General features: G+C 60.6%; 1 protein-coding gene. It reads left to right on the forward strand.

Annotated elements, in window-relative coordinates; genetic code table 11:
• A partial coding sequence (locus J4F42_22505; protein MCE2488295.1) for a hypothetical protein occupies window positions 1-322 on the forward strand: 322 nt, incomplete at both ends.

The following is a 322-nucleotide window of genomic DNA, read 5'->3' on the forward strand; positions in this document are numbered from 1 at the left end:
GAGAGTCCGAGAGCAAATCCGTACTCAGCTGCTGCAGCAATTGGAGACCGTTGACCTGTTCATGCTCCCCACTACTGGAGTGATGCCCGCCCCGATCCGGTCGGATTCGCCCGGCCTGTATCTGATGGCCGAAGACTTCGCGATTTACACGCCGTTGTTCAACCTGACAGGCTTCCCCGCGCTTGCGCTCCCCTGCGGCTTCAGTAGTAGCGGGCTGCCCATTGGCTTCCAGCTCGCAGGCCAGCCGTTTGACGAGGCGACGGTTTTTCAGGTTGGGCATAGCTACGAGCAGTCAACACCGTGGCACACCCGTCATCCGTCG

Source organism: Desulfurellaceae bacterium (assembly GCA_021296095.1).
Taxonomy (GTDB): domain Bacteria; phylum Desulfobacterota; class Binatia; order Bin18; family Bin18; genus JAAXHF01.